Origin of the sequence: Janthinobacterium kumbetense (assembly GCF_023703445.1) — a bacterium.
Lineage (GTDB): Bacteria > Pseudomonadota > Gammaproteobacteria > Burkholderiales > Burkholderiaceae_D > Janthinobacterium > Janthinobacterium kumbetense.
Window position 1 is genome coordinate 305619 of the sequence record NZ_JAMQGR010000003.1, and the last position, 21352, is coordinate 326970.

The 21352-nt window shown below is 61.5% G+C and carries 20 protein-coding genes; 17 read left to right on the plus strand and 3 right to left on the minus strand.

The features are described 5' to 3' along the window. Positions 1–34 precede the first annotated feature (34 nt). The 5 genes from alaS to NCG91_RS12260 all read left to right on the plus strand — a co-directional run bounded on the left by alaS (position 35) and on the right by NCG91_RS12260 (position 6972). Positions 35–2647, plus strand: coding sequence for an alanine--tRNA ligase (gene alaS, locus NCG91_RS12240; RefSeq protein ID WP_251349891.1), 2613 nt, complete (start codon positions 35–37; stop codon positions 2645–2647). Between the two features lie 235 nt (positions 2648–2882). After that, a complete protein-coding gene (locus tag NCG91_RS12245) occupies positions 2883–3110 on the plus strand; it encodes a sulfurtransferase TusA family protein (protein WP_010395510.1) in 228 nt (75 codons plus the stop codon). A 256-nt stretch (positions 3111–3366) separates the two neighbouring features. Beyond that, positions 3367–4116: an electron transfer flavoprotein subunit beta/FixA family protein gene (locus NCG91_RS12250; protein WP_034759884.1), complete on the plus strand. Its 750-nt coding sequence runs from the start codon at positions 3367–3369 to the stop codon at positions 4114–4116. 40 nt (positions 4117–4156) lie between these two features. After that, positions 4157–5089 (plus strand): electron transfer flavoprotein subunit alpha/FixB family protein, encoded by a 933-nt coding sequence (locus NCG91_RS12255; RefSeq protein ID WP_077400542.1) that lies wholly within the window; start codon positions 4157–4159, stop codon positions 5087–5089. A 92-nt stretch (positions 5090–5181) separates the two neighbouring features. Beyond that, on the plus strand, positions 5182–6972 hold the full coding sequence (locus NCG91_RS12260) for an acyl-CoA dehydrogenase (RefSeq protein WP_251349892.1): 1791 nt from the start codon (positions 5182–5184) through the stop codon (positions 6970–6972). 134 nt (positions 6973–7106) lie between these two features. On the opposite strand, the gene NCG91_RS12265 is transcribed toward NCG91_RS12260, so the two are convergent. Together NCG91_RS12265 and NCG91_RS12270 are read right to left on the minus strand one after the other, a co-directional pair. Continuing rightward, positions 7107–7733, minus strand: coding sequence for a glycine zipper 2TM domain-containing protein (locus NCG91_RS12265; protein ID WP_099665213.1), 627 nt, complete (start codon positions 7731–7733; stop codon positions 7107–7109). Positions 7734–7869: 136 nt separating this feature from the next. After that, positions 7870–8304, minus strand: coding sequence for an NINE protein (locus tag NCG91_RS12270; protein ID WP_099665212.1), 435 nt, complete (start codon positions 8302–8304; stop codon positions 7870–7872). A gap of 288 nt (positions 8305–8592) precedes the next feature. Between NCG91_RS12270 and rpsP the strand changes: the two genes are divergently transcribed. From rpsP to NCG91_RS12320, 10 genes are all read left to right on the plus strand, one after another. Continuing rightward, positions 8593–8844, plus strand: coding sequence for a 30S ribosomal protein S16 (gene rpsP / locus NCG91_RS12275; protein WP_010395524.1), 252 nt, complete (start codon positions 8593–8595; stop codon positions 8842–8844). Between the two features lie 13 nt (positions 8845–8857). Further along, positions 8858–9415: a ribosome maturation factor RimM gene (gene rimM, locus NCG91_RS12280; protein ID WP_077400554.1), complete on the plus strand. Its 558-nt coding sequence runs from the start codon at positions 8858–8860 to the stop codon at positions 9413–9415. 50 nt (positions 9416–9465) lie between these two features. Next, positions 9466–10212, plus strand: coding sequence for a tRNA (guanosine(37)-N1)-methyltransferase TrmD (gene trmD, locus NCG91_RS12285; protein ID WP_251349893.1), 747 nt, complete (start codon positions 9466–9468; stop codon positions 10210–10212). Between the two features lie 134 nt (positions 10213–10346). Then, positions 10347–10730, plus strand: coding sequence for a 50S ribosomal protein L19 (gene rplS / locus NCG91_RS12290; protein ID WP_035825414.1), 384 nt, complete (start codon positions 10347–10349; stop codon positions 10728–10730). 78 nt (positions 10731–10808) lie between these two features. Next, positions 10809–11468, plus strand: a complete 660-nt coding sequence (locus NCG91_RS12295) for a CoA pyrophosphatase (protein WP_251349894.1) — start codon at positions 10809–10811, stop codon at positions 11466–11468. 97 nt (positions 11469–11565) lie between these two features. Beyond that, positions 11566–12525 (plus strand): CobD/CbiB family protein, encoded by a 960-nt coding sequence (locus tag NCG91_RS12300; protein ID WP_099665209.1) that lies wholly within the window; start codon positions 11566–11568, stop codon positions 12523–12525. A gap of 225 nt (positions 12526–12750) precedes the next feature. Beyond that, the gene (locus NCG91_RS12305; protein WP_029496213.1) at positions 12751–13086 is read left to right on the plus strand and encodes a DUF3579 domain-containing protein; all 336 of its coding nucleotides are present in this window, start codon (positions 12751–12753) and stop codon (positions 13084–13086) included. Between the two features lie 81 nt (positions 13087–13167). After that, positions 13168–13617, plus strand: a complete 450-nt coding sequence (locus tag NCG91_RS12310) for a CBS domain-containing protein (protein WP_035825422.1) — start codon at positions 13168–13170, stop codon at positions 13615–13617. A gap of 78 nt (positions 13618–13695) precedes the next feature. Next, complete coding sequence (locus NCG91_RS12315; protein WP_251349895.1) at positions 13696–14514, plus strand: AraC family transcriptional regulator; 819 nt, start codon at positions 13696–13698, stop codon at positions 14512–14514. Further along, a complete protein-coding gene (locus NCG91_RS12320) occupies positions 14511–15977 on the plus strand; it encodes a carbon-nitrogen hydrolase family protein (RefSeq protein ID WP_251349896.1) in 1467 nt (488 codons plus the stop codon). Before NCG91_RS12315 ends, NCG91_RS12320 begins: the two co-directional genes overlap by 4 nt. A gap of 193 nt (positions 15978–16170) precedes the next feature. Here NCG91_RS12320 and NCG91_RS12325 read toward each other — a convergent pair whose 3' ends face one another. Continuing rightward, positions 16171–16911, minus strand: a complete 741-nt coding sequence (locus NCG91_RS12325; protein WP_099665206.1) for a GntR family transcriptional regulator — start codon at positions 16909–16911, stop codon at positions 16171–16173. A 388-nt stretch (positions 16912–17299) separates the two neighbouring features. Between NCG91_RS12325 and NCG91_RS12330 the strand changes: the two genes are divergently transcribed. Next, a complete protein-coding gene (locus tag NCG91_RS12330) occupies positions 17300–19978 on the plus strand; it encodes a TonB-dependent receptor (RefSeq protein ID WP_251349897.1) in 2679 nt (892 codons plus the stop codon). Between the two features lie 249 nt (positions 19979–20227). Beyond that, a complete protein-coding gene (locus NCG91_RS12335) occupies positions 20228–21349 on the plus strand; it encodes an acyltransferase family protein (RefSeq protein ID WP_251349898.1) in 1122 nt (373 codons plus the stop codon). Positions 21350–21352 lie beyond the last annotated feature (3 nt).

The window sequence follows — 21352 nt, forward strand, 5'->3', positions numbered from 1 at the left end:
CTTTAAAGCTGCCGCCACTCTTTGCCAAAAAAACATGAAATCAACTGAAATCCGCGACAAGTTCCTCAAATTTTTCGAGTCCAAGGGCCATTCCATCGTCCGTTCCAGCTCCCTGGTGCCAGGCAACGATCCGACCTTGCTGTTGACGAACAGCGGCATGGTGCAATTCAAGGATGTGTTTACGGGCACGGACAGCCGTCCGTACACGCGTGCCACTTCCGTGCAGCGCTGCGTGCGCGCCGGCGGCAAGCACAACGACCTGGAAAACGTCGGCTACACGGCGCGCCACCACACCTTCTTTGAAATGCTGGGCAACTTCAGCTTCGGCGACTATTTCAAGCGCGACGCGATTCAATACGCGTGGGAATTGCTGACCAAGGTATATGGCTTGCCGGCCGATAAGCTGACCGTCACCGTGTACATCGAAGATGACGAAGCGTACGATATCTGGGCGAAAGAAATTGGCGTGCCAACCGAGCGCATCATCCGCATCGGCGACAACAAGGGCTCGCGCTACGCGTCGGACAATTTCTGGCAGATGGCGGACACGGGCCCATGCGGCCCATGCACGGAAATCTTCTACGACCACGGCGCCGACATTCCTGGCGGCCCGCCGGGCTCGCCTGACGAAGACGGCGACCGCTTCATTGAAATCTGGAACCTGGTGTTCATGCAGTTCAACCGCGATGAAGCGGGCGTCATGCACAAGTTGCCGAAGCCATGCGTCGACACGGGCATGGGCATGGAGCGCCTGGCTGCCGTGCTGCAGCACGTGCATTCGAACTATGAAATCGACCTGTTCCAGCACCTGATCAAGGCTGCCGCGCGCGAAACGGGCGCCACGGACCTGGAAAACAAGTCGCTGCGCGTGATCGCCGACCACATCCGCGCCGCCGCCTTCATGATCGTCGACGGCATCATCCCGGGCAGCGAAGGCCGCGCGTATGTGTTGCGCCGCATCATCCGCCGCGCCTTGCGCCATGGCCACAAGCTGGGCCAGACGAAACCATTCTTCTACAAGCTGGTGGCCGACCTCGCCATCGAGATGGGCGGTGCCTATCCGGAGCTGGAAGAAGCGAAGGACAACGTCGCCAACATGCTGAAAGCCGAGGAAGAGCGTTTCGGCGAGACCCTGGAAACGGGCATGAAAGTGCTGGAAGCGCAGCTGGCCAAGGATGCCACGGGCATCGACGGCGCCACCGCCTTCACCCTGTATGAAACCTACGGCTTCCCGCCGGACTTGACGGCGGACATCTGCCGCGAACGCGACATCACGTTCGACCAGGCCGGCTACGACGCGGCCCTGAAGGAAAGCCAGGAACTGTCGCGCAAGGGCGGCAAGACGCACAAGGACAGCAAGGTTGAGTACACGGGCGAGAAAAACACCTTCGTCGGCTACGATCAATTGACGTTCAGCAGCAAAGTCGTCGCGCTGTATGCAGCCGGCACGCAGGTAGCTGAACTGAAAGCCGGTGAAGCGGGCATCGTCGTGCTCGACACCACGCCGTTCTACGCGGAATCGGGTGGCCAGGTGGGCGACCAGGGCGTGATTTCCTCGGGCGCGGGCAGCTTTGCCGTCAGCGACACCCTGAAAATCCAGGCTGACGTCTTCGGCCACCACGGCGTGCTGGAATCGGGCGCGCTGAAGGTGGGCGACGCCGTCTCGGCGCAAGTCGACACGGCCAAGCGCGCGCGCACCATCCGCAACCACTCGGCCACGCACTTGATGCACAAGGCCTTGCGCGAAGTGCTGGGCAGCCACGTGGCGCAAAAGGGTTCGCTGGTCGACCCCGATAAAACCCGTTTCGACTTCAGCCACAATGCGCCGATGACGGCGGAGCAAATCGCCGCCGTGGAAACCATTGTCAATAAAGAGATCCTGGAAAACCGCGCCACGCAAGCGCACCTGATGTCGTTTGACGATGCCGTCAAGCATGGCGCGATGGCCCTGTTCGGCGAGAAATACGGCGACGAAGTGCGCGTGCTCGACATCGGCAGCTCGAAAGAGCTGTGCGGCGGTGTCCACGTGCAGCGCACGGGCGACATCGGCTTGTTCAAGATCATCGCCGAAAGCGGCGTGGCCGCCGGCATCCGCCGCGTGGAAGCCGTGACGGGCGAAGGCGCGCTGGCGCTGGTGCAAACCATCAACCGCCGCCTGGTCGAGGCAGCCAATGCCCTGAAGGCGCAGCCGGAAGAGCTGACTGCCCGCATCGGCCAGGTGCAGGACCACGTGAAGGCGCTGGAGAAGGAACTGGCCGCGCTGAAATCGAAACTGGCGTCGGGCCAGGGCGATGAACTGGTCACGCAAGCCGTCGATGTCAACGGCATCAAGGTGCTCGCAGCCGTGCTGGACGGCGCCGACGTGGCCCGCTTGCGCGAAACCATGGACAAGCTGAAGGACAAGCTGAAAACGGCCGCCATCGTGCTGGCCAGCGTGGCCGACGGCAAGGTCAGCCTGATCGCCGGCGTCACGGCCGACGCGACTGGCAAGGTCAAAGCGGGCGAGCTGGTGAACTTCGTTGCACAGCAAGTGGGCGGAAAAGGCGGCGGACGCCCCGATATGGCGCAAGCGGGCGGCACCGATCCGAGCGGCCTGGCGAACGCCCTGGCCGGCGTGCCGGCCTGGGTCGGCGAACGCGCGAAATAAGGCGTAAGCTAGGCTCCATGCGGGGTTTTCGCCCCACAGCCCCTTGAAAACGGCCCGCAGACGGTGTTTGCGGGCCGTTTTGCCGTGTGGAATCTCGTTGTGACACCACAACAGCCGATGAACTATTTTGGTGCAGCGCGTCAATGCCCCTGATTTAGAGTAGTATGTCGAAAATCAGTACAACAAAAATGGCGGGATATTGATGATGAGCGACACACTACTTGATACCGAGATTATGGAATTTCATAAAGAACTCGACGCGCGGGGCTTGAATTGCCCCTTGCCGATTCTGAAGGCGAAAAAGGCTTTGTCAGAGCTGCAGAGCGGGGAAGTGCTGCGCATCATGGCAACCGATCCCGGTTCCGTGCGCGACTTCCAGGCTTTTGCCAAGCAAACGGGCAATGCCCTGCTGTCGCATGTGCAGACGGGTACCGAATTCGTCTTCCTGATGCAACGCAAATAATTCTGCCAGCCGGGGCCGCCGTGGCGCGGCCTGGTGAATACCCTGCCGTGTGCGTCACTTTCATGCCCTTTTGCTGCCTTGCAGCGTAGCGGCGGACTCCCCTGAAATCGTCAAAGCTGGACAGTTTAGATGGATTGCTCTAACAAAAAATCGCACGATCGTGCTTAAATTCGGTTCAAGATTCAAATTTCTCTTATAATCGAACGCACAATCAGCACTTGATCCGTCATTTTTATAATTTCCCAAAGGCATAGCTATGAAAGTCTTGGTACCCGTCAAACGCGTGGTCGACTATAACGTCAAAGTCCGCGTCAAGAGTGACGGCACTGGCGTCGATACCGCCAACGTCAAAATGTCGATGAACCCTTTCGATGAGATCGCGCTGGAAGAAGCGATGCGCCTGAAAGAAGCCGGCAAGGTCACTGAAGTGGTCGCCATCTCCTGCGGCGTGACGCAGTGCCAGGAAACCCTGCGCACGGCCATGGCCATCGGCGCCGACCGCGGCATCCTGGTGGAAACGACGACTGAACTGGAACCGCTGGCCGTGGCCAAGCTGGTCAAGTCCCTGGCCGAGAAAGAGCAGCCGCAACTGATCATCCTGGGCAAGCAAGCCATCGACGACGACAGCAACCAGACCGGCCAGATGCTGGCAGCCCTGCTGGGTTGGCCGCAAGCCACGTTCGCCTCGAAAGTCGTGCTGGAAGACGGTAAAGTCACCGTCACGCGCGAAGTCGACGGCGGCCTGGAAACCCTGGCATTGACCTTGCCAGCGATCATCACCACCGACCTGCGCCTGAACGAGCCACGCTATGTGACCTTGCCGAACATCATGAAGGCAAAGAAAAAGCCGCTCGAGACCGTCAAGCCGGAAGACCTGGGCGTCGATGTTGCGCCACGCCTGAAGACCCTGAAAGTCGTCGAGCCAGCCAAGCGCTCGGCCGGCATCAAGGTCCCGGACGTTGCTACCCTGGTCGCCAAGCTGCGTACCGAAGCCAAAGTCATCTAAGCGGCTTTGCCGTCTACCCAGAACAATTACAGGACATATCATGGTCGCATTAGTTATTGCTGAACACGACAACGCTACCTTAAAGGGCAGCACCCACCACACCGTGACCGCGGCTGCCCAGTGCGGCGGCGACGTGCACGTGCTCGTCGCAGGCTCGAACGCATCGGCCGCCGCCGCTGCCGCCGCGCAAATCGCCGGCGTGACGAAAGTCATCGTCGCCGACGCGCCATATTTTGCCGACGGCCTGGCCGAAAACGTGGCCGAGCAAGTGCTGGCCATCGCCGGCAACTACAGCCACATCCTGGCGCCAGCCACCGCCTACGGCAAGAACATCCTGCCGCGCGTGGCCGCCAAGCTGGACGTGGCGCAAATCTCGGAAATCACCAAGGTCGATTCGCCGGACACCTTCGAGCGCCCGATCTACGCCGGTAACGCCATTGCCACCGTGCAATCTGGCGACAAGGTCAAGGTCATCACCGTGCGCACCACCGGTTTCGACGCCGCTGCCGCCACCGGCGGTTCGGCTGCCACGGAAACCGTTGCCGCCGTCGCCGACGCGGGCAAGTCCGCCTTCGTGGGCCGCGAACTGGCCAAGTCCGACCGTCCTGAACTGACCGCCGCGAAAATCATCGTGTCGGGCGGCCGTGGCATGGGTTCGGCGGAAAACTTCCACATCCTGGAACCGCTGGCCGACAAGCTGGGCGCCGCCATGGGTGCTTCGCGCGCCGCCGTCGACGCCGGCTTCGTGCCGAACGACTGGCAAGTGGGCCAGACAGGCAAGATCGTCGCGCCATCGCTGTACATCGCCGTCGGTATCTCGGGCGCGATCCAGCATCTGGCCGGCATGAAAGATTCGAAGACCATCGTCGCCATCAACAAGGATCCGGAAGCGCCGATCTTTGCCGTGGCCGACTACGGCATCGTGGGCGATCTGTTCGAGATCGTGCCGCAACTGGTCAAAGAACTGGGTTAAGTCACACCCCTTCCGGTTTTGTTACTGACAAAGCCACGCCGGCCCGCCCCACACGGCGAGCCGCGCGTGGCTTTTTTCTTGGAGAAAAGAAGATGAGCTATCAAGCCCCGCTGAAAGACATGTTGTTCGTGATGAACGAACTGGCCGGCCTGGCCGAAATCCACACTTTACCCGGCTGCGAAGACGCCACGCCCGACACGGCCGAAGCCGTGCTGGAAGAGAATGCCAAGTTCTGCGGCGGCGTGGTGGCCCCCTTGAACGGCCCCAGCGACAAGGAACCGAGCTTTTGGCACGACGGGCAGGTCACGACGTCGAAAGGCTTCAAGGAAGCGTTCAAGGCGTATGGCGAAGCGGGCTGGCAGGGCGTGCAGCATCCGACGGAATTCGGCGGCCAGGGCTTGCCCAAGCTGCTGGCCACGCCCTGCATCGAAATGCTCAACTCGGCCAGCATCTCGTTCGCCCTGGTGGCCCTGCTGTCGGACGGCGCCATCGAAGCGCTGCTGACGGCCGGCAGCGACGAGCAAAAAGCGGTGTATCTGGAAAACCTGGTGTCGGGCAAGTGGACGGGCACGATGAACCTGACGGAGCCGCAAGCCGGGTCCGACCTGGCCGCCGTGCGCACGCGCGCCGTGCCGCAGGACGATGGCACGTATAAAGTCTTCGGCACGAAGATTTTCATCACGTACGGCGAGCACGACATGGCGGAAAACATCGTCCACCTGGTGCTGGCCCGCACGCCGGACGCGCCCGCCGGCGTGAAAGGTATTTCGCTGTTCATCGTGCCGAAATTCCTCGTCAATCTTGACGGCAGCCTGGGCGCGCGCAACGACGCCCATTGCGTGTCCATCGAGCACAAGCTGGGCATCAAGGCCAGCCCGACGGCCGTATTGCAATTCGGCGACCACGGCGGCGCCATCGGCACCCTGGTGGGCGAGGAAAACCGCGGCCTCGAATACATGTTCATCATGATGAACGCGGCCCGCTTCGGCGTGGGCTTGCAAGGCATCGGCCTGGCCGAGCGCGCCTACCAGCAAGCCGTGGCGTTCGCCAAGGACCGCGTGCAGTCGCGCGACCTGGCCGGTTCGCCTGGTCCCGTCTCCATCATCCACCACCCGGACGTGCGCCGCATGCTGATGTCGATGCGCTCGCAAACGGAGGCGGCGCGCGCGCTGGCCTACGTGGGCGCGGCCATCAGCGACGTGGCGCACCACCATCCGGACGCGGAAGTGCGCGCGGAAAGCCTGGCGACGTATGAATACCTGGTGCCCGTCATTAAGGGTTGGGCGACGGAAATGTCGCAAGACGTCACGCGCGACGGCGTGCAAGTGCATGGCGGCATGGGTTTCATTGAAGAAACAGGCGCCGCCCAGCATTACCGCGACGCCAAGATTCTCACCATTTACGAAGGCACGACGGCCATCCAGGCGAACGACCTCGTGGGCCGCAAGACGGTGCGCGATGGCGGCGCCGTGGCGAAAGCCATCATCGCCCAGGTGCGCGCCACGGAAGCCCAGCTGGGCGAACTGTCCGGCGCCGACTTCCAGGCCATGCAGCGCCACCTGGCCGAAGGCAGCGCGGCCCTCGAAGCGGTAGTCGAGTATGTGGTGGCGAACATGAAGACGGACATCAAGGCCGTGTTCGCGGGCAGCGTGCCGTATTTGAAACTGGCCGGCATCGTGCTGGGCGGCTGGCAAATGGCGCGCGCGGCCGTGGTGGCGCAGCAAAAGCTGGGAGAGGGCAGCGGCGACGCTTCGTTCTACAAGGCAAAGATCGCCACGGCACGCTTCTTTGCCGACCACATCCTGTCGCAAGCGCCAGGCTTGCGCGCCACCATCATCGATGGCAGCGCCGGCGTGATGGCCTTGTCGGAAGAGCAGTTTTAAGTTGAAACTTGGCCGGCGCAAGCTGGCTGAATGCAAAAAAGCGCTGGAGATCACTCTCCAGCGCTTTTTTTAACCCCAAAGACAAATGCCGGGGTCAGACCCGCCGGGTCTGACCCCAGATTTATTCTGCGTTCTTAACGTCGGGCAATGCCGTTGCCCGAGTTGCGTACGAGGTCGCCAGCGGCCAGGCCAGGGTCCTGGTCGAATGCGAAGTCAGCCTTGGCGCCCGTTTCGTACTGCACGGTAACGGTCCACACCTTGCTGTTTTTCATGTGGCCTTCGACTTGCTTGCCCGCGAAAGCGCCGCCGGCGGCGCCGGCCAGGGTGGCCAGGTCCTTGCCGCGTCCGCCACCGACCTGGCGGCCCAGCAGGGCGCCGGCCACGCCGCCGCCGATCATGCCCAGCGCGCCGCCTTCGCCCGCTTTTTCAGCGACGTTGACTGCCAGCACCTTGCCGCACTCGGCGCAGATCTGTTGCTGGGCTGGTTTGCTGTTCTGGCCCGCATACGAGTTGCCCGCCTTTTGCGCGGCCTTGGCGTTGATGATGGCCTGGTCGTATTCGCCCTTGGCGTCGCGCAGGCATTGCATGCGGGCTTTCGAGCTGGTTTCTTCTGCGCACAGTTTCTTGTCGTCCGCATAGCGCGTGTTGGCTTGCTTGGTGTCGTACGCGTATTGCGCTTTCGGCGACAGGTTTTGCGCGAAGGCGGAGGTGCTGAACAGGGCCGTGACGGCGACTGCGAGGATGAGTGGGCGACGAATCATGATCTTCTCCTAGGGGGTGTTGAATGTGCCAGTAATGTCGGCATTGTGAATGCAGTATAGAGGAAAATCATGATTGCTTACCAACACTTACATGTGCGTGCGGCAGGCGCGATCCGATGCTATTTCCGGGTGGAAATTAACCGTAGGCGCCGCCTGTATACAGCAAGTCGAACAGGCGCGCCATGGTGGCGATCAGCACGCCCGCGCCTAGCATCAAGGTAGCGACCAGCACCACGGCCAGGGGCCAGCCCGTGTCCGACTGGCGGCTGGAGGAGGCGTTGTAGCGCGCGTCCCACTTGTCGTCCGGCATCAGACCCAGAACCAGCGCTTCCAGGAAGCCGCCCAGGGCGGACAGGGTCAGCGGCAATATCTGGTAAAACCAGTCCGCTTCGGGAAACAGTTGGCGCAGCAGCAGCGAGGCGGGCAGGGCGGCCAGGTGCAGCCAGCCCCAGCGGTCCTTGGCGCCGTGCAGGTAGAAGCGGTGGGCGCCCAGCATGCCCAGCAGGAAGGCCAGCAGTGTCGTGAAGGCCTTGTTCTTGTGCGACTGTTGCAAAATGGTAGCGGTGGTCATGGGACTCCAGAGTTGCTCATCGGTAAAGATTGCCAGTATCGGTCATTGCTTGCCGCAACGATAGCACTTTCAGGCGGCGTTCAGGCGATGCTGTCGCGCAATATCAACGCCTGGACGTGGCATGGCAGGCACGATAGACGCACGCGCCTATTGCGTCTTCGGCCATGACTGGTCATAATGTTTGATTAGCCCAAATTACACGCCCGTCATCATAACGCTTGCTGCCTGGCGGTAAAGCGCGCTATAATTTGCGGCTTTTTCCGCCTCAGCACACTTTTTGGAAATATTATGGTCGTTATTCGTTTAGCTCGTGGAGGCGCCAAGAAGCGCCCGTTCTTCAACATCGTCGCTACTGATTCGCGCAATCGCCGCGATGGTCGCTTCATTGAGCGTATCGGTTTTTACAACCCGATGGCGCAAGGTGGCGAAGTTCCACTGCGTATCACCGCAGACCGTCTGGCCTACTGGCAAGGCGTTGGCGCACAATTGTCGCCAACCGTTGCTCGCTTGGTAGCTAGCAACAACAAAGCAGCAGCTTAATTAGATCACTGGTTTGACGGTCAAGACTGCATCCGGGGTGAAAGTCCCCGATGACCTGGTACAGGTAGGCTATGTCTCCGGTGCTTATGGCATTGCTGGCGGGGTCAGGATTACTCCTTTCTCCGACGACGCGGATGCATTATTAAGCGTCAAAACCTGGTGGTTTGATAAACCGACCTTGCATGATGTTCAAGTCAGGCAAGCGAAGTTACACGGCGGCGACGTCGTGGCCCAGCTGGTGGGTGTGGTCGGGCGGGATGCCGCAGAAGCGCTGAAAGGCGTCTCTGTGCAAATTCCGCGTAGCCATTTCCCGACGCTGTCGGCCGATGAATTTTATTGGTCCGATCTGATCGGACTGACAGTCGAGAATTTGCAAGGCGAGTGCCTCGGCACAGTGCACGACATGATGAGCAATGGTCCGCAGTCGATCTTGCGCGTTACGCCCGTCGCCACTGCCGATGAGACCGTTGAAAAGGCGCCTGAGCGCCTGATCCCGTTTGTTGGCCAGTTTGTCATTAACGTTGACAAGGCTGCCAGCAAGATCACGGTCGACTGGGGCCTCGATTATTAAACCGCCTGCGCTTAACTTTGCGCCGGGCAAACTTTGCAGGATGGTGAGCGATGCAATTTGATGTCGTGACCCTGTTCCCGGAAATGTTTGCCGCGCTGACGCAGTCGGGTGTGACCCGGCGCGCCTTCGAGCAGGGGAAATGTGGCTTGTCGCTGTGGAATCCCCGCGATTTCACCACCGACAATCACCGTACCGTGGATGACCGCCCGTATGGCGGCGGCCCTGGCATGGTGATGATGGCCCGTCCCCTCGAAGCGACAATTAATGCCGCGAAGCAACGTCAGTCCGATCTCGGCCTGGCGGCGCCCCGCGTGGTGTTCATGTCGCCGCAAGGCCGTCCGCTGACGCACGAGCGCGTCACGCAGTTGAAAGCCGAACCCGGTTTGGTGATCCTGTGCGGCCGCTATGAAGCCGTGGACCAGCGTTTGCTGGACCGTTGCGTCGACGAAGAAATCAGCGTCGGCGACTTCGTCCTGTCGGGCGGCGAGCTGCCCGCCATGGCGCTGATGGATGCGGTGATCCGCCTGTTGCCGGGTGTCTTGAACACCGAGGCATCGGCCATCGAGGACAGCTTCGTCAATGGCTTGCTCGATTCGCCGCACTACACGCGGCCGGAAAGCTATGAAGGCATGGCCGTGCCGCCCGTCTTGATGGGTGGCAATCATGCCGAGATCGTCAAGTGGCGCCGCCAGCGCATGCTGGAAGCGACCGCGACAAAGCGGCCTGACCTGCTGGTCAGTGCGCGCGCCGCCGGCTTGCTCAGCAAGACCGACGAAAAATTCCTGGCCAGCCTGTAAACCGTCCTCGGACGGCCAGCAGGGTGGCTTTGCAGTGCCGGGCATGTTGCCCAAATTGGTAATACCCATCCTCTACCGGGCGGATAGCACGCTATCCACAGTGCGCCGGCATGATGGTTTTCGGAGTTATAAAAATGGACTTGATTCAACAATTAGAGCAAGAAGAGATCGCCCGTCTGGGTAAATCGATTCCTGACTTCGCACCAGGCGATACCGTTATCGTCAGCGTCAACGTAGTCGAAGGCACGCGCAAGCGCGCCCAGGCTTACGAAGGCGTCGTTATCTCCCGTCGTAACCGTGGCCTGAACTCGAACTTCATCGTTCGCAAGATCTCGTCCGGCGAAGGCGTTGAGCGTACGTTCCAACTGTACTCGCCGCTGATCGCTTCGATCGAAGTGAAACGCCGTGGTGATGTTCGCCGCGCCAAGCTGTACTATCTGCGTGAGCGTTCGGGTAAATCGGCGCGTATCAAAGAAAAATTGCCAAATCGCCGCGTTGTGGCGAAAGCAAGCGCGTAATATCAGCGTCTGCGTTGGGAAAAGGGGTGCCTCTCGGCGCCCCTTTTTTATTCTGAATTGCTATTGAGGCAAGCTGCCATGGCCACCGTCGCATTTGATCCCAAACAACTCGCCATCGATTCGATCGCCGGCGAGGCGGCGCTGGACGCCGAACGCCTGACGCCGGACTGGCTGCGCCGGCGCCTGGCCGAACAGCCCGACTGGCAACCCGAGATTACCCAGGATTTCCTGTCCGTCCGCGCCGTGCCCGTGCGCGCCGCCGTGCTCATTCCGCTGGTGCAACGGCCACAGGGCTTGACCATCTTGCTGACCATGCGCACGGGCCACCTGAGCAGCCATGCGGGCCAGGTCAGCTTTCCTGGCGGGCGCAGCGAACCGTTTGACGGTTCGCCCGTGGCCACGGCCCTGCGCGAAACGGAAGAAGAAGTGGGCCTGGCGCGCGAACACATTGAAGTGCTGGGCTGCCTGCCCGACTACCTGACGGGCACCGGCTACCAGGTCACGCCCGTGGTGGGCCTGGTGATGCCGCCGTTCGAGTTGCGCGCCGACCCGTCGGAAGTGGCGGAAATCTTTGAAGTGCCGCTGGCCTTCCTCATGGATGGCCTCAACCACCAGCGCCTGTCGGTGGAATTGCCCGGCGGACGGCGCTCGTTCTACGCCATGCCCTACGAGCGCTTCTACATTTGGGGCGCCACCGCCGGCATGCTGCGCAATCTGTTTCACCTCTTGCGCGCGTAAAATGGCACCCCGCACGTAATAAGTTTGATTCCAGCACTGCACTGCGCTATCGTAGCGGGCATTGCGGTATTGCTGAAAAAGACAAAAAGGACCATTGATGACATTTCTCTCCATACTTTGCGCATTGCTGATCGAGCAGCTCAAACCTTTGCGCGCGGACAATCCGATCTACGCCGAAATCAAGAGCCTGGCAATGCGCATGGAGACCTGGTTCAATGCCGGCCATGCCAACCACGGCCGCATGGGCTGGTTCCTCATGATCGGCGTGCTGATGGTGCCGACGGCCGGCGTGTACTGGCTCTTGCGGCATTACCAGCTGACCCCCCTGGCCTTCGTCTGGAATGTCCTCATCGTCTACCTGACCCTGGGTTTTCGTCATTACAGCCATTACTTCACGTCGATCCAGCTGGCCCTGAGCGCCGGCGACGAGGCGTCCGCGCGGACCTTGCTGGCCGAGTGGACCAAGCTCGACACGGTAGGCATGGAAGCGAGCGAAATCGCCCGCATCGCCGTGGAAAAAGCCCTGATCACCACGCATCGCAATGTGTTTGGCGTGTTCTTCTGGTTCCTCATGCCGCTGGGCCCTGCCTGCGCCGTGATGTACCGCGTGGCCGAGTACCTGGCGCGCGCCTGGAACGAGCCCGAGCACATGCGCAATGAAGCGTTCGGCCAGTTCGCCGCGCGCGCCTTTTACCTGATCGACTGGATTCCCGTGCGCCTGACGGCCGTGGCGTTTGCCGTGGTCGGCAATTTCGAGGATGCCATCTACGCCTGGCGCAATTTCGCCCAGCGCTGGCAGGACGAGGCCATCGGCATCATCCTGACGGCCGGCGGCGGCGCCATGGGCGTGCGCCTGGGCACGCCGGCGGAAACGGCGGCCCGCGTGGTCGTCACGCCGGACATGGCCGTCGACGACAGCGACAGCGAAAGCGATATCCTGCCGGGCGAAGAGCCGGGCGCACGCGCCTTGCAGAGCACGGTGGGCCTCGTCTGGCGCGCCTTGCTGTTGTGGATGCTGTTGCTGCTGTTGATGTCGGGCGCTGTTTTCCTCGGCTGACGCGGGCGCACACGCGCCATCCATGCGCCTGGCGCGTGGAACAAGGTTAAAATAGGGGCTGGCGCGTTACGCGTGCCGGCCCCTGTTTGCATCGTCAGGGCAGATCGAGGTAGAACCCAAGTCTTCTATAAGATATAATACTGGCTTACCGCAGCAAACGTAGTTGAATTACCAGCCCGGCTTACCCGCCGGGGCCATTCACGCAATCCAGTCCCGACAAGCCACATGGCCGAGTTATCTCAAAAAACAGGGGAACTCTCAGACGAGTTCTTCATCCTTGGTCTCACCAGCAATGGCAAGCAATTCCGACCCAGCGATTGGGCCGAGCGCCTTTGCGGAGTGATGTCCTGTTTCAATCCCGAAGGCGGCGGGCGCAATGCGCACCTCCAGTATTCGCCCTACGTGCGCCCGACCGTCGTCAATGGCGTCAAGTCGGTGGTCGTCAACACGAAGTTGCGCGAGATCGAGCCGATGGCGTTTCACTTCGTGCGCGAATTTGCCAAGGATAACGACCTGCAAATCGTCGAAGCCTGCTTCCTGCCGCCCCCCGAAGAAAAGTAAGTACCGCTCCATTGATTTGCCTCAAGCCCGCCACGGTGGGCTGGCGTAGCGTGGACACTCTGCCTCAAACGGAGTGGCGACATGCGCATCGGCGACATCTGTACCCTGCACACCATCCATTGCCAGCGTGACACCAGCGTGCAAGATGCGGCGCTGCTGATGCGCCAGCACCACGTGGGCGACCTGATCGTGGCCGAACAGCCGAACGGCGAGCGCGTCCCCATCGGCATCCTCACCGACCGCGACATCGTCATTTCCGTCATCGCCCTGGGCCTCGACCCCGCCAGCCTGCTGGTGGGCGACATCATGAGCGCGCAACTGCTCACGGCCAGCGAAGACGAAGACGTCTACGACATCATCGAACGCATGCGCGTCAACGGCATCCGCCGCCTGCCCGTGGTCAACAGCCTGGGCGCGCTTTCCGGCGTCGTCAGCATCGACGACCTGCTCGCCTTCCTGGCCCAGGAAATGGCCGAGCTGGCGCGCATCAGCAGCGGCCAGCTGGTTTACGAAAAGCGCACGCGAAAATAAGCCCCTATTGCGCAATTTCAGTCAAATCCTCGTGATCTGAAAATGCTACAGTCGCAGCTCGTTCAACGGGAAGCGTCCATGCACTATCTGGCCAAGGCACTCTGGTATATCGAATCGCATTATGCGGAGAATATCTCGCTCGGCGACATCGCCCACGTGGGCGGCGCCTCGCCGTGTCACCTGACGCGCGCGTTTGGCCTGGCCACGGGCCATTCCGTGATGCGCTATGTGCGGGCGCGCCGGCTCAGCGAGGCGGCCCGCGCGCTGGCGCAGGGCGCGCAAGACATCCTCGCCGTCGCCCTGCAGGCTGGCTACAGTTCCCACGAGGCATTTACGCGGGCCTTCCGCGAGCAGTTCCAGCGCACGCCGGAAATGGTGCGGACCCAGCGCCATGTCGCCAACCTCGCGCTGGTGGAGGCCATCAAACTGGATGTGGCGCCGGGCGTGGCCCTGGAAGCACCCCGTTTCGAGCAGGGCCCCGCCTTGCTGCTGGCGGGCCTCGTCGAACGTTATCGCGCAGAAACGGTTGCCGGTATCCCCGCCCTGTGGCAGCGTTTCCTGCCCCATGCGGCGCCCGGCCAACTCGTGTATGGCGTGTGCTGCAACAATGACGATGCGGGCAATTTCGATTACCTGTGCGCCATGCCCGTGAATGACTTTTCGCAGGCCCCCGACGGCTGGACGCGGCTGCGCATCGCCCCGCGGCGCTATGCCGTGTTTCATCACCGCGGTCACATTTCCACCATCCGCGCCACCTGGCACACGGTGTGGAACGAGTGGCTGCCCCGATCCGGCCTGGAAGTGGCCGACGCGCCCGATTTTGAACGCTACGACCAGCATTTCGATCCCGCCAGCGGCAGCGGCGGCGTGGAAATCTGGCTTCCCTTGAAAGCATGACCATGTTCCCGACCTTGACTACGCCGGCTGCCGGCGGCACCGCGCTGCGCCAGCGCCTGTTGCAAACGGCCGCCGCGCTGGCGGCGGGCCTGCCCCTGTACTGGGTGCTGGGGCCGCAGCCGCTGGGCTGGTTGGCCTGGTGCTCGCCGCTGCCCGTGCTGTGGCTGGCCCTGCGTTCGTCGCGCCGCGATGCGGCCTGGATGACGTTTTTGGCCGCCTTGCTGGGTCTGTCATCGAACGTTGCCTATTTTCGCCTGCTCATGCCCTTGCCGGCCGTGCTGGCCGTGATGTTCGTCAAGGCACTGCTGTGGCTGCTGGTGGTGCTGGCCACGCGGCGTCTCGTGCTGCGCTACCGCTCCGGCTGGACGGTGCTGGCCTATCCCGTGCTGTGGGTGGCCATCGATACGGCGATGGCGGCCTTGCTGCCCGATGGTAACTGGGGCAGCCTCGCGTATTCGCAGGCGGATAATCTTGCCATCCTGCAGGTGGCGGCCCTGGCGGGCGTGCCTGGCCTGTTGTTCTTGCTGTGCCTGGCGCCATCCGCGCTGGCCTTGCTGCTGGCGGGCGGCCGCGCATATGCGCCAGCGGCGGGCGCGGCCGCGCTGCTGCTGGCGGCCGCGTTCGCCGGCGGCGCCTGGCGCGTGCAGGGAATGTCTGGCGCGCCGGCGCCTGGCGGGCCGCTGGCGGGGCTGGTGGCCATCGATGACTTTATCGGCCCGGCCACGCCGCCCGCGCGCGCGCAAGCCGTCTGGGACCAGTACGCGCGCCATGTCGGGCAACTGGCCGGGCAGGGCGCCACGCTGGTGCTGTTGCCGGAAAAGATAGCCGTGCTGGCCCCTGCGCAGGCGGACGCCGTGCGGCAGCGTTTCCAGGCGCTGGCGCGCAGCACGGGCGCGTGGATTATCCTGGGTATCGGCGTGCAGGACGCTGCCGGCCGGCGCAACCTGGCCTGGCTGTTCGCGCCCGATGGCGCCGCGCCTGTCAGCTATCAAAAACATCATCTGGCGCCGCCCGAGCGCGAGTTTCTTGCTGGCAGCGCGTATGCCGTGCAGCCGGTGGCGGGGTTCGCCATGGGGCTGGCCATTTGCAAGGACATGCATTTTGCGCCCCTGGGGCGGGCATACGGTGTGGCCGGCGCGCAAACGATGCTGGTGCCGGCCTGGGATTTCCAGGTCGATGCCTGGATGGGGGCGCGCATGACCGCGGTGCGCGGCGTGGAAAACGGTTATGCGGTGCTGCGCGCGGCGCGCGAGGGCGTGCTGACGGTCAGCGATGCGTATGGGAAGTTGCTGGCGGAGCGGGCCAGCAGCGCCATGCCGGGCAGCACCTTGCTGGCGCCGCTGCCGGCAGCGCGGCCCGTGGCCACCTGGGCCGGTTGGCTGGGGCCGCTGTTCGGCTGGCTGTGCGTGGCGCTAAGCGTGATCCTGCTGGGCGTGGGCCGCCGCTCCACGCCCGCCGTTTGACGCATAACGCCCCGTTTTGTTGCAATGCGCAAAACCGTATTGCACGGCCTTCTTTTATATTCTGCGCGGGCGGCCACATAATCGCCGTTGATTACTGCACCATTGCCGTGCATATTATAGCCGCGATACCGGCATATATATTGCACTGCAATAAGTGGTGTTATCTGGTATTGAGAAATTCGGCTATCTGGTATTAATTGGTACTTAATTCGGCCACGAAGTCATACATATCGCCGCGGAAGTAGGAGCGGCAAAATTCCACGGCGCGGCCATCGCGCAAAAAGCCCAGCCTTTCCACCGACAAGCCCGCGTCGCCTTCCTCCGCCTGCAGCAGGCTGGCCTGCTCCCCCGTCAATAAAAGCGCGCTGAGGCGCTGCAAGGCGCGCACGGGCCGGTTGCCCGCCTGTTCCAGCGCGTCATACATGGACACGTCGACGGCGTCGAGGTTCGGCAGGCAACTGGCGACGATGGTCGCGTACTCCAGGCACATCGGCACCTCGTCCGCATAGCGGATGCGGTGGAAGCGGTACACGGGCGCGCCCGGCGACAGCCGCAGGCGCAAGGCTTCTTCCGGCGTGACGGTGCCTTCTGCGCGCTTGAGCCACACGCTGCGGGGCGTGCGTCCGCGCGCGCGCATGTCCTCGGAAAACGAGGTCAGCTTGGCGAAGTTTTTCTCGATGCGCGTATTGATGAAATTGCCCGAGCCGGGGCGCCGCACCAGCAAGCCCTCGTTGACGAGGCCATCGATGGCCTTGCGCACGGTGATGCGCGAAACGGACAGGTCGCTGGCCAGCTGGCGTTCGGCCGGCAAGGCTTCCTCGGGGCCGAGGATGCGCTTGTCGATCGCTTCGCGCAGCGCGCGCTGCAGTTGCTGGTACAGGGGCAGGCTACTCGTCTGCCCCAGGCCTTGCATGATGTGAGCGAGGGTTGTCATACGCTGAGGGTCTCCGTTACGGCGCGTTGCAGACGCGCTCTGTATCTGTTTTGTGTCGCTGGATAATACCAAAAAAGGCCGTTATAAAACCAATTTGAATTATCAGGCCAACAATTTATGCCTGGCTTCCCCCGTATTTAAGCCGCGCATACGGGCTACGGATTGATTTAGATAAAGTGGTCTGTGTGATTCAAACAACGTTATAAAAAAAAAGTTGCAACTGGTAGTGTTCTGGTATTGGATAGTAGTATATTGGCGTTGAATTGGTTTTGTAAGTGGTTGTGCCGAAGGGTCTGCAGCATGCCGGCGTGAGTGGGCGGGCTGGAAAGAAGACCTACGTTAAAAATGAAAAGGTTCCAATCCTGGAGCCTAAATCAAGGGGGAGTACATGAAACGCAATTTGACACCTGCAGCTGCCGTCGTGAAATCCGGATCGCGTAGCCGTACGCCGATCGCCGCGGCCGTTGCCGTGATGGTCGCTGGTCTGGCTTTTTCGGCGCAGGCGCAAGAAGCACCCGCCGACGACGTGACGACCGTCACCGTGACCGGCGTGCGTGCCTCGCTGGAAAAGTCGCTGAAGCAAAAACGCAATGCGGATTCCGTGGTGGAAGTGGTGACGGCCGAAGATATCGGCAAGATGCCTGACCGTAACGTGGCTGACGCGATCCAGCGCCTGCCAGGTGTGAATACCCAATCGTCGGCCGGTGGTGAAGGCGGCTTCGGCGAAAACGACCGCGTCAGCCTGCGCGGCACCAGCCCCAGTTTCCAGCAAACCCTGTTCAACGGCCACGCCATCAGCACGGGCGACTGGTTCGTGCTGAACCAATTCGGCGGCAACGTCGGCCGCAGCAGCAGCTTCTCCCTGCTGCCATCGGAACTGGTGAGTTCCGTTGTCGTGCACAAGAGCGCCACGGCCGACCTGCCTGAAGGCGGCGTGTCGGGCGTGATCGACGTGATCACCCGCCGTCCGCTGGAATTCAAGAACCAGATCACGGCTGAAGGTTCGATCCAGGCTTTCCACAATGACTTGGCCGGCAAGACCGACCCGCAGTTCTCCGGCCTGGTAAACTGGAAGAACGACACCAATACCCTGGGCATCATGGTGCAGGGCTTTTCGCAAAAATCGACCGTGCGCCGCGATGGCCAGGAAATCCTCGGCTACACGCCGATCGCCGCAGACAGCGTTGCGGCCAAGGCCCGTCCTGAACTGGCCGGCGTGAAAGTGCCGACCTTTATCGGCGCCACCCTGTTCGAGCAAAAGAAAACCCGCGAAGGCGGCGCATTCGATATCGAATTCAAGCCCAGCAAGGACTTGACCCTGGACGTGAACGGCTTCTATTCGCAACTGAAGGCGCCGCATCAAAACACGAACTGGCTGGCCGCGCCCGCCAACTCGATCAACAGTACGAAAGACGGCGTGCCGAACGGCCAGATACCGACCAACTACACGGTCAAGAACGGCACCATGACAGGCGCGACCTTCGCCAAGAACGCGGGCGAAGTCGACAATATCTACCGTCCTGATGCTGGCGGTGAATCGTACTACCTCGATTTCAACTTCAAGTACCGCGCCACCAAGGACCTGACCCTGACCGGCAAGCTGGGCAAGACCCATGGCCTAGGCTATGACCGCAACGATGTCTACTACCAGAACAACGTCGATGGCGGCATGGTGTATCAATTGAACGGCATGAGCCCGGCCAGCGTTTCCTATCCGGGCGGCACCACCACCAAGCCAGGTTCGACGGCATGGATCGGCGGTGGTGAATCGCGTTCCGTCGATCAGGAAAAATATGCCCAGATCGACGCGGAACTGCGCCTGTCGTCCGGCATCTGGGATTCGATCAAGTTCGGCGGCCGCCTGACCGATCACAAGCGTTCTGCCGAGCATCCGATTGATGCCAAACCGGGTCCTCTGGGTATCTCCAATCCGGGCCCTGTCTGGAATGGTACCCAGTATCCTGGCGATTTCGGCAAGGATCTGGGTGGCAACCTGTCGAGCAATTACTTCAAGTATGACGGTGCAGCACTGGCCGCCTGGGCCGCGATCCCTGGTAACCGCAATCTCGATCCAGTGCAACGCCATAACTGGACAGACGAATTCAAACTGCAGGAAAAAACCTCGGCCATCTATGCCATGGCCAATTTGACGGGCGATAACTGGAGCGGTAACTTCGGCCTGCGTGCCGTGCAGACCAAGCAGTCGACCCTGGTCAACAAGCTCGGCGGCCCGATCGTCGGTTCCGACTGGAAACCGTACTCGCAGAACTTGTTTGAGCGTACCTATAATGACTACTTGCCTAGCGCCAACATCAAATTCGATGTGCGCAACGATCTGGTCATCCGCGGCGCCGTTGCCCGTACCATCGCCCGTCCTGATTACAGCGCGCTCGGTGGTTCGGTATCGCTGAACGACGATGCATTGAGCGGTGTCGGCGGAAACGTCAAGCTTGACCCTGTCAAGTCGGACAACGCTGAGATTAGCGCAGAATGGTACTTTGCGCCAAAATCGGCATTCTCGGTGGGCCTGTTCTACATGGATTTGAAGTCCGTCGTATCCAATGGAACTGTTAGCGGGACTTATTACAATAGCAAGCGCGGTACCGACGCCGTGTACCAGATCACGTCGCCATTCAATACCAGCGGCAAGAACAAGGGCGCGGAGTTCAGCTACCAGCAACCGCTGTTCGGCGACTTCGGTATTTTGGCCAACTACACCTATGCCGACGGCAAGCTGGATAACGGTGATGAACTGGTCAACGCATCGCGCAGCACGTATAACCTGACGGCCTTCTACGAAGCCAATGCCCTCAGCGCTCGCCTGGCCTACAACTACCGTTCGTCCTACAAGGCGGGCGTGGATCGTGGCGCCAGCCAGCACGTCGAAGGCGCTGGCGGCCTGGCCGGTTCGCTCAACTACAAGATCAACGAACACTTCACGGTCACGTTCGATGCGCTTAACCTGACGAACACGACCATCAAGATGTACGCTGAAAACCGCGATCAGCCACGCGCGTTCTACAGCAATGGCCGCACCTTCTACCTGGGCCTGCGCGCCAAGCTGTAAGCAAGACGACCCGGCCTGGCGCACACGTGCTGGGCCTGGCCTTCCTCGGTCTTTTCAAGGCAAGTCCCTGCATCAGGGCCTTGCCTTTTTTGCTGAGTGGGTGAGTTGTTTCTGTTATTGCCACTCAGTAACAGTCACCGTGTGGCAGGCTACGCCATCGGTGGTTGCCAGTACGTCGTACCCAGCCTTCAGCGGTACAGCCCTTCTGCCAGCAGCGGGCGAATATTTATCTTTTTATATGGCATCATTATGACTATTGCACCTCAACGCTACCTCGCTCTCGATGTCTTGCGCGGCCTGACCGTGGCCCTGATGATCGTCGTCAATACGCCTGGCGACTGGGGCAGCGTGTATGCCCCGTTCCTGCATGCCGAATGGCATGGTTTTACCCTGACGGACCTGGTCTTTCCCAGCTTTTTGTTTGTCGTCGGCAATGCCTTGGCCTTTGCGCTGGGCAAGTATGAAAACCTGGGCCATGGCGCCGTGCTGGCCAAGCTGTGCAAGCGCAGCGCGCTGATCTTTTTACTGGGCTTCCTGCTGTACTGGTTCCCCTTCTTCAAGATCGACGACGCGGGCCAGTTCGCCTGGTCGCCCCTGTCGCACACGCGCATCCCCGGCGTGCTGCAGCGCATCGCCGTATGCTACCTGGCCGCCGCGCTGATCCTGCATTACTGGAAGACGCGGGGCGCGCTGGCCTTCAGCGCCTGCGCCTTGCTCGGCTACTGGGCCATCCTGGCATGCTTTGGCGACTACAGCTTGCACGGCAACGCGCCGGCCAGGCTGGACCTGATCCTGCTGGGCGACAGCCATTTGTACCACGGCGAAGGCATCGCCTTCGATCCGGAAGGCATCCTCGGCACCTTGCCGGCTATCGTCAATGTGATTGCCGGTTACCTGGCGGGTAGTTTCCTGCGCCAGGCGACGCCGGCGCGGCTGCGCTCCAGCTTGTATCAGCTGGCCGTGGCCGGCGCCATTTGCGTGGCGGTGGCTTTGTGCTGGAATGAAGTGTTTCCGATTAACAAGAAGCTGTGGACCAGCTCTTACGTGATGCTGGGCATCGGCCTGGACTTGCTGCTGCTGGCGCTGCTGATGTTCATCATTGACGTGCGTCAAATGACGGGCTGGACCTACTTCTTTGAAGTCTTCGGCAAGAACACCCTGTTCATCTACCTGGTGTCGGAAGTGCTGGTGATTGTCGCGTTTACCGTGCGCATCGGCAGCGTCAACCTGTACCAGTGGCTGTACCAGCAGTGGTTTACGGGCTGGGCGCCGGCGCGCGTGGGATCCATGCTGTTTGCCGTCAGCTTCATGTTGCTGTGCTGGCTGATCGCCTACGCGATGGACAAGCGCAAGATCTATATCAAGGTCTGAAAC

Bases quoted from the DNA above. Each gene is read 5' to 3' on its own strand.
- alaS (WP_251349891.1), top strand. From the start codon at position 35: ATGAAATCAACTGAAATCCGCGACAAGTTCCTCAAATTTTTCGAGTCC.
- NCG91_RS12245 (WP_010395510.1), top strand. From the start codon at position 2,883: ATGGAATTTCATAAAGAACTCGACGCGCGGGGCTTGAATTGCCCCTTG.
- NCG91_RS12250 (WP_034759884.1), top strand. From the start codon at position 3,367: ATGAAAGTCTTGGTACCCGTCAAACGCGTGGTCGACTATAACGTCAAA.
- NCG91_RS12255 (WP_077400542.1), top strand. From the start codon at position 4,157: ATGGTCGCATTAGTTATTGCTGAACACGACAACGCTACCTTAAAGGGC.
- NCG91_RS12260 (WP_251349892.1), top strand. From the start codon at position 5,182: ATGAGCTATCAAGCCCCGCTGAAAGACATGTTGTTCGTGATGAACGAA.
- NCG91_RS12265 (WP_099665213.1), bottom strand. From the start codon at position 7,733: ATGATTCGTCGCCCACTCATCCTCGCAGTCGCCGTCACGGCCCTGTTC.
- NCG91_RS12270 (WP_099665212.1), bottom strand. From the start codon at position 8,304: ATGACCACCGCTACCATTTTGCAACAGTCGCACAAGAACAAGGCCTTC.
- rpsP (WP_010395524.1), top strand. From the start codon at position 8,593: ATGGTCGTTATTCGTTTAGCTCGTGGAGGCGCCAAGAAGCGCCCGTTC.
- trmD (WP_251349893.1), top strand. From the start codon at position 9,466: ATGCAATTTGATGTCGTGACCCTGTTCCCGGAAATGTTTGCCGCGCTG.
- rplS (WP_035825414.1), top strand. From the start codon at position 10,347: ATGGACTTGATTCAACAATTAGAGCAAGAAGAGATCGCCCGTCTGGGT.
- NCG91_RS12295 (WP_251349894.1), top strand. From the start codon at position 10,809: ATGGCCACCGTCGCATTTGATCCCAAACAACTCGCCATCGATTCGATC.
- NCG91_RS12300 (WP_099665209.1), top strand. From the start codon at position 11,566: ATGACATTTCTCTCCATACTTTGCGCATTGCTGATCGAGCAGCTCAAA.
- NCG91_RS12305 (WP_029496213.1), top strand. From the start codon at position 12,751: ATGGCCGAGTTATCTCAAAAAACAGGGGAACTCTCAGACGAGTTCTTC.
- NCG91_RS12310 (WP_035825422.1), top strand. From the start codon at position 13,168: ATGCGCATCGGCGACATCTGTACCCTGCACACCATCCATTGCCAGCGT.
- NCG91_RS12315 (WP_251349895.1), top strand. From the start codon at position 13,696: ATGCACTATCTGGCCAAGGCACTCTGGTATATCGAATCGCATTATGCG.
- NCG91_RS12320 (WP_251349896.1), top strand. From the start codon at position 14,511: ATGACCATGTTCCCGACCTTGACTACGCCGGCTGCCGGCGGCACCGCG.
- NCG91_RS12325 (WP_099665206.1), bottom strand. From the start codon at position 16,911: ATGACAACCCTCGCTCACATCATGCAAGGCCTGGGGCAGACGAGTAGC.
- NCG91_RS12330 (WP_251349897.1), top strand. From the start codon at position 17,300: ATGAAACGCAATTTGACACCTGCAGCTGCCGTCGTGAAATCCGGATCG.
- NCG91_RS12335 (WP_251349898.1), top strand. From the start codon at position 20,228: ATGACTATTGCACCTCAACGCTACCTCGCTCTCGATGTCTTGCGCGGC.